Here is a 6,493-nt window from a genome sequence, read left to right as displayed (position 1 = left end):
TCATGCATCAGTTCGCCAACGAGCTGCTTCGCGTGTTGACCGGCAAGTCCGGTGCGTTCCATACCAAGCTCACCTATGCGCGCCGCGTGGGGCCTGGACGCAAGGACGTCTACGTGGCCGACTACGACGGTGCGAACATCGGCCGCGTCAGCAGCGGGCGCGGGGTGTCGATGCTGCCGAGTTTCGGCGCGGGCGGCGTCTGGTACTCGGTGCTGACCAAGCGGGGCATGTTCATCACCAATACCCGCTCTGGCCAGCGTCCGGTCATACGAGGAGCGGGCCTTAACATGGGAGTCTCCGTATGCGGTCAGCGGGTGTACTTCTCGTCCACACGCAGCGGCAACAGTGAAATCTACAGTGCGCGTGTGGACGGAAGCGATGTGCGACGGTTGACCCGGCACCCTGGAATCGACGTCAGCCCCGCGTGCGGCCCGGGCGGCAAGATCGCCTTTGTTTCTTCGCGCCACGGTGGACCGCAGATCTTCACCATGAGCGCCACGGGTGGCATGCCCAAGCGTGTCACGTACCGCGGCGCACACAATCAGACGCCCGCCTGGTGCCCCGATCCCAAGAAACCGATGCTCGCTTTTACGGGACGGGACGGTGGTTTCGATGTGTTCACCCTCGACCTGCGGACCGGGCACTATACCCGGCTGACGCAAGGGCAGGGCATCAACAAGGACCCCGCCTTCTCGCCGGACTGCCGCATGGTCGCGTTCGCGTCCTCGCGGGGCGGCGTGTTCGTCTCGAATCCGGAGGGCTTGAACCAGAACCGGGTGATTGCCGGCTTGGTCGAAACCGTGCGCTGGAGCCGCTAGCGGCGCCTCCTAAGGGTGCCGACGGCTGGAGTCGAACCAGCGACCTAGCGCGTATGAAACGCCCGCTCTAACCACCTGAGCTACGTCGGCCCGTTCTGGCCCGGCGGAGTATAGGTACGACCCCGTGGGTGTCAATCTCGCCCCCAAAGACCAAAAGGCCAAAGAAAAGCGGCCGGGGGTTGCATGCTGCACTGCGAGTTGACAGGGTGTAACGTGATGGGCTGGGTGCGCGCGGTACTAGCCTCGGTACTAGGTCTGCTGCTGGCGTTGGCGGCAGCTGGATGCATCGGGGGGCCGCAGACCGATCCGCCGCTCGGTGATCCGGGAGCGACCCGCTTCGGGCCCACGGCGGCCGTGCCCCCGCACATCGGGACACCGATCGCACCGCCCGCTGGGGCCACAGACGCGTCCATGCCTTCGGACGCCGGGATGGTGCAACCGAGCGACAGCGGCGCAGATGCGGCGGATGCCGAAACAGATGCCGGAACAGATGCCGGAACAGATGCCGAAACGGATTCGGCGGTGGACGCTCCAGCGGACGGCTCCAGGACCGACGGCAACGGCTGACCGAATCAGCGGTGGCGGTTGACCGACTCGGCAGCGGAGCGTGTCATCGCCGCCCAACCGTGTGCTACACAACGCCAGAGGATGAAGCAACGAGGACGCCCTGTGAAGCAACGGGGGCGCCGTGCGTCCAACCGAATTGCCTGGAGGTGCAACCATGCAACGGTCTGGTTCTAAGACGCGACTTGGTACAAGCAGCGGCGCCGTCGCCCTGGCATCGGGTCTGCTGTGGGCGGCTATGGCGCTGGCCGAGGAACCGCAGGGGCCGGGGCCGATGCCCAGCTACAAGGGACGCGGCAAGGTCACCGAAGCCATTGGCCAGGCCGGCGCCTTGATGGACATCGGCGGAGCCACGTTGCGGCTGCCACCCCGCCTCCGCATTGGTCATTCCCGCGTGCTCACGTTTCGTCGGGTCAAAAAGAAGATCAAACCGGCTCAGATCCACAAGCGGTTCGTCCGCATCGGCCCGACGCTGCACTTCGATGGTGCGCTGGATGCGCGGGGCCGACCCGTTTCCGTGACGGTCAAGGCCAAGGTCAAGCTCAAGGCGGGCTACAAGCTGGTCCTCGCGGTCGAAGAGGCCGGCATCTGCCAGGAACACAACAAGAGCTACAAGCTCGGCGCCAGCGGCCTGTGCTCCGCCTGGCGGTTCGAGCCAGCCAGGTACAGGCGGGGCCTCAAGACCGTCTCCGCAAGCCTGGAATCCACCGGCGGCTACCACCTGCAATTCGGCATGCTGCCCAAGGACGGGTAGGCGTCCCTCAGGCGACCGTTCAGATCAGAGGTAACCGTTCATGCCCCTGGAAGTCGGGTTTTCAGGCGGTTTTCTGGGCGAGCGCGCCCGCAGGAATCGCCCGAGGAGTACTTTTGGGCGGCGGTTGGAATCAGCTGCAGCGCAGGGCGAGGCCGAGGACGAACGCCGTCCAGAAGACCGCCTGGGAAGTCGTCGTAGAGGCGAACACCCCGGTGAACGGCTGCGTTCACAGGACGCACATTCCTGCGCTGCAGTTAGGGGTTGGCGCCGCGCAGGCCATACCGCAGCCGCCGCAGTGCGCGGCGCTCGTCTGCAGGTCGGTCTCGCAGCCGTTGGCTTGCATGTTGTCGCAGTTACCCCAGCCGGCGTCGCAGCCGATGCTGCACTGACCCGCCGTGCAGTCACCGGTGGCGTTGGCGCGCGCAGGGCATTCCATCCCGCAACCACCGCAGTGCATGGCGTTCGTCTGTAGGTTGGCCTCGCAGCCGTTTTCCGCCATCGCGTCGCAGTCGTCAAAGTCGGCGTTGCACGTAAACCCGCACTGGCTATCGGCGCACTGGCTCGTGGCGTTGTCGCGCACGGGGCACGCTGTTCCGCAGCTGCCGCAGTCGGTCGTAGTGGTAATCTCGGTCTCGCAGCCGGTGGCCTGCATGCCGTCGCAGTTGTCAAAGCCGGCACTGCACATCAACCCGCACATGCCTGCCGCGCACGCGGGCGTTGCGTTGTCGCGGGCCGGACACTGCGTTCCGCAGCCTCCGCAATTCATGGGGTCCACACTCGGTTCGGCCTCGCAGCCGTTGTTGGGGTCGCCGTCGCAGTCCGAGAAATCCGAGTCGCACTCGATACCGCATGCGCCGGCAATGCAGGTAGGTTGCGAATTCGGCCCGGCCGGGCAGGCCGTCCCGCACATGCCGCAGTTGAGGACATCGCTCGTGACGTTGGACTCACAGCCGTCGTCGGGCATCTGGTTGCAATCTTGCGCATCCGAGTTGCACTGGAAGGTGCAGCTGGCGGCTTCGCACACGGGCGAGGCGTTGGGGACAGCGGGACACTGCATGCCGCACTTGGAGCAGTTGAGGGGATCGGTGCTGAAGTCCGCCTCGCAGCCGTTGGTCACGTCTTCGTCGCAGTCGGCGGTGCCCTCGTCGCACTGGATCGAGCACCGGCCATCCTCGCAGCTCGGCGTGCCGTTCGCGTCGCTGCAGGCGTTGTCGCAGGCCCCGCAGTGGGCAAGCTCGGTGTTGAGGTCGGTCTCGCACACGGTTGCGGGGTCGTTGTCGCACTCGCCCGTGCCGGGCTCGCAGCCCGTGGCGTCGGGCAAGAGGCCGCCCGCGTCGTCGATCTTGCTGCGGTCGAAATCGACAATGAGCTCGCAACCGGCGCTGAACGCCGCACACACCGCTGCCGCTAAAGCCATCCCTCGCTTCATTTCGCTCGCCTCGTCAGCTCCGCTACACCGTCATCGTGCTGTTTCAGGGCTCGTGCCGGCCGGACTGCTGGAGCTCGCTCGCGTCCGGCGGGCATACCTTGGCATCGACGGCCGCTCGGGTTCAAGGCGTTGCGATGGAAAAACCGTGGCCTCGAAGCCGGGCGCTCGCCAGCCCGGCCAGTCGCCCGAGCCAATGGCTTGCTTCCACGGGCACGCCACCGCCGGAGGCGATCCGGCTGGCAAGGCTCTCCAGAGTCTGGCGCTGACGTGTGGACAGGTGGTCAACGTGCGTGGCCACGCATGTGAAGGCGTTCAGCAGTCCAAAGCCCGTGGGAGGCTCGCCGTCGCTTTGCCAGGCCGCCCTGAGCATCGGCATCAAGCGCCCGGGCTCGAGCTGCCCGTGACGGAGCCACGCCTGGGCTTCGGCTTCGAACTCGGCCTCGCGCTGCGCCATCACGCGCAGGTCGGCGATGCGTTGCTCGAGCCGGCGCCACGCGCATAGCGCTTGCTCGCGAACACGGGCCAACACGAGCGCGGATGCCGGCAGCTCGGCAGGCGAGGAGACAAGAGCGGGTGTCAGCGCCCGCGCGGCAGCGAGCTGGGTGCTTGCATCCTCGTCGGTCAGGCCGTTCAGGCACACCATCCGGAGCAAAAAGCCCTGGACGCGCGTCGGGTACTCGTCCACCAGCGAGTGCGTGAGCTTGAGTCCCCGAAACACCACGTCGCTCGGTACCACCTCTTCGCTTCCCGCTTCGGTGATGAGGTTGACTCGCACGTTGGCACCGCGAATGTCCAGGCGGTGAACGCGGGCTGCGCCGTCGGGCTGCACCACGGACGCCACGGTCTCGAGCACATCGCGACCACGGACGTAGCTGCTGGATCGGACGCCGATGCGCAGGGCTTGCTCGCGCTCGCGGACGCGCTGCAAGCTGCCTTCCAGGGTGCCCCCGTGCCTTCGTTCGGAAAGAGACTCGGCGGTGAATCGCGCAGCGCGCCGCTTGCTCTCCCGGATGCTCGACAACACAGAGGACATGGCGGGCTCCTTTCCAGGCATCGTGGGCAAGCCAATAATAGTAGCAGAGCCTCATACTAACAGGGGCCGGAAGCTCCTCCCAGAGGTTACATTGGGGCATGTTCGGTGCCCTGTCAGGCACTAATAGAAGATACATACAGTTATAATGAATTATCTGGTGCGTCAACTGGGCTGGGCATGTGCGTGCTTGGCTGCTTCATTGCCCGCAGGGTCGGCGGCGGCCCAGGCCTCGCCTGGACTGGCGGGCGACTTCCAGGTCGCGCTCGAGTCGGGGAGCGTCGGCCTGGCATTGGCGCTCGTGTTCGTTGCGGGGCTCGCGACCTCGCTGACGCCCTGCGTCTACCCGATGATCGCGATCACCGTCAGCATCTTTGGCGCGCGCCAGCAGAAGAGCCGCCGAGAAAGCGCCCTGCTATCGACCGCCTTCGTCCTCGGCCTGGCCAGCCTGCTGACGCCGCTGGGCCTTTTTGCGGCAACCACCGGCCACGTGTTTGGAGCGGCGCTGTCGAACACCTGGGTGCTCGTGGGGCTTGCGTTGCTTTTCTTCGCGTTGGCCGCGTCGATGTTTGGCGCCTTTGACCTGGACCTGCCGCCCGCGCTCAAGAACAGGCTCGCAACGGTCGGGGGGGTGGGCTACCGGGGTGCGTTCGCTCTTGGGCTCGTCAGTGCGCTGATCGCAGCACCCTGCACGGGCCCGGTGCTCGGATTCCTGCTTACCTGGGTCAGCACGAGCGGCAGTGTGGCCTTCGGGGGCGCTTGCCTGTTCGTCTACGCGCTGGGCCTCGGCGTGCTGTTCTGGCTGGTGGGAACGTTCTCGATGAGCTTGCCGAAGTCAGGTCAGTGGCTGGAGTGGGCCAAGAGCCTCTTCGGCAGCGTGATGATCGTGGCCGGGCTGTACTACGTGCGCGATCTCGTGGGTTTGACAGCCCTTTTCGAGCACAGCAGGCCGTTTCTATGGGGCTCGCTCGCGACGCTCGCGGCCGGTCTCGGCCTCGGTGCGGTGCATGTGAGCTTTCACGCTGCAAGCCTCGCAGCACGCGTGCGCAAGGTGCTCGGCATCGGGCTCGTGGTAGCCGGAACGCTCGGGCTGGTGGGCTATCACGAGGCGCTGCCTGCCGGCGAACACCTGCGTTGGCTTCACGACTTCGACGCTGCCAGGACGCTGGCCAACCGGCAGCAGCGGCCGCTGATCGTCGATTTCGGCGCGTCGTGGTGCGCGGCATGCGGGGAGCTTGACCGCCACACCTTCACCGATCCGCGGGTCGTGCGCGAAGGCCGGCGCTTCGTGGCGGTGAAAGTCGACCTCAGTCCGGGAAAAGACACCGACGCCAAGCGGGCGCTGCTCGCCTCGTACAACCAGCGCGGCCTGCCGCTTGTGGTGCTGCATGACCGCAGCGGGCGCGAAGCCGCGCGCGTGACGAGCTTCATCGGACCCGAAGAAATGGTCGCGCTGCTGCGGCGAGTGCAATAGAATAGCCCGTTTTGCGCGGGCGGATCGGGCATGCGGTTCCGATCGATAGAGCGGGCCGGAGGCTGGCGACCGATGCGGGCTAGCCGCGGCTGGCCTGGGGTTCTGTCGGGCGCAGTACTCACCCCGCTTTGTTGTGTTGGCCCGCTTTGTTGTCTTGGCATTGCGTGGCTGGTGGGCTGTGGCGGCGCTGGTTTTGTGCCCCGGTACCCCCACACTAGCGCGCGTCAGGCGCTCGGTTCGTTGCAGGCGTCCCGAGCGGGGGTACGCGGACTGCAAGCGGAGGCGCGCGTCGATCAGCGGGGCACGGAGGGGCGTGTGCGCGGGACCGTCTGGATGTTCGTCGAGCGTCCGAGCAGAGTGCGCTTCGACGTCATGACCCAATTCGGTCCGGCCTCGGTGTTGACCAGCGACGGCCGCGTCTTCG

Annotated in this window: 7 protein-coding genes and 1 tRNA gene; 5 read left to right on the top strand and 3 right to left on the bottom strand. The window is 66.4% G+C overall.

Features of this window, described 5'->3' with window-relative positions; translation table 11 throughout:
* Positions 1-818, top strand: an 818-nt coding sequence (locus MJD61_08635; GenBank protein ID MCG8555337.1) for a hypothetical protein, incomplete at its 5' end; no start/stop codon positions are given.
* Positions 819-834: 16 nt separating this feature from the next.
* On the opposite strand, the gene MJD61_08630 is transcribed toward MJD61_08635, so the two are convergent.
* Positions 835-908 (bottom strand) — tRNA-Met (locus MJD61_08630).
* 123 nt (positions 909-1,031) lie between these two features.
* On the opposite strand from MJD61_08630, the gene MJD61_08625 reads away from it, so the two are divergent.
* Together MJD61_08625 and MJD61_08620 are read left to right on the top strand one after the other, a co-directional pair.
* Entirely contained in the window at positions 1,032-1,385 is a 354-nt protein-coding gene (locus MJD61_08625) for a hypothetical protein (GenBank protein ID MCG8555336.1), read from the top strand.
* Between the two features lie 154 nt (positions 1,386-1,539).
* A complete protein-coding gene (locus MJD61_08620) occupies positions 1,540-2,136 on the top strand; it encodes a hypothetical protein (protein MCG8555335.1) in 597 nt (198 codons plus the stop codon).
* A 226-nt stretch (positions 2,137-2,362) separates the two neighbouring features.
* Here MJD61_08620 and MJD61_08615 read toward each other — a convergent pair whose 3' ends face one another.
* Together MJD61_08615 and MJD61_08610 are read right to left on the bottom strand one after the other, a co-directional pair.
* Positions 2,363-3,565 (bottom strand): hypothetical protein, encoded by a 1,203-nt coding sequence (locus MJD61_08615; GenBank protein ID MCG8555334.1) that lies wholly within the window; start codon positions 3,563-3,565, stop codon positions 2,363-2,365.
* Between the two features lie 121 nt (positions 3,566-3,686).
* Positions 3,687-4,598 (bottom strand): hypothetical protein, encoded by a 912-nt coding sequence (locus tag MJD61_08610; GenBank protein MCG8555333.1) that lies wholly within the window; start codon positions 4,596-4,598, stop codon positions 3,687-3,689.
* Positions 4,599-4,743: 145 nt separating this feature from the next.
* Between MJD61_08610 and MJD61_08605 the strand changes: the two genes are divergently transcribed.
* Both MJD61_08605 and MJD61_08600 read left to right on the top strand, forming a co-directional pair.
* Positions 4,744-6,069: a thioredoxin family protein gene (locus tag MJD61_08605; protein MCG8555332.1), complete on the top strand. Its 1,326-nt coding sequence runs from the start codon at positions 4,744-4,746 to the stop codon at positions 6,067-6,069.
* A gap of 240 nt (positions 6,070-6,309) precedes the next feature.
* Positions 6,310-6,493 (top strand): hypothetical protein (locus MJD61_08600; GenBank protein MCG8555331.1); only part of this gene is annotated, 184 nt, incomplete at its 3' end.

Source organism: Pseudomonadota bacterium (genome assembly GCA_022361155.1).
GTDB lineage: Bacteria > Myxococcota_A > Polyangia > Polyangiales > JAKSBK01 > JAKSBK01.
This window is presented reverse-complemented; position numbering and strand designations above follow the sequence as displayed.

Coding starts and splice junctions, on each gene's coding strand:
- MJD61_08620 (MCG8555335.1), top strand. CDS start 1,540: ATGCAACGGTCTGGTTCTAAGACGCGACTTGGTACAAGCAGCGGCGCC.
- MJD61_08610 (MCG8555333.1), bottom strand. CDS start 4,598: ATGTCCTCTGTGTTGTCGAGCATCCGGGAGAGCAAGCGGCGCGCTGCG.
- MJD61_08615 (MCG8555334.1), bottom strand. CDS start 3,565: ATGAAGCGAGGGATGGCTTTAGCGGCAGCGGTGTGTGCGGCGTTCAGC.
- MJD61_08605 (MCG8555332.1), top strand. CDS start 4,744: ATGAATTATCTGGTGCGTCAACTGGGCTGGGCATGTGCGTGCTTGGCT.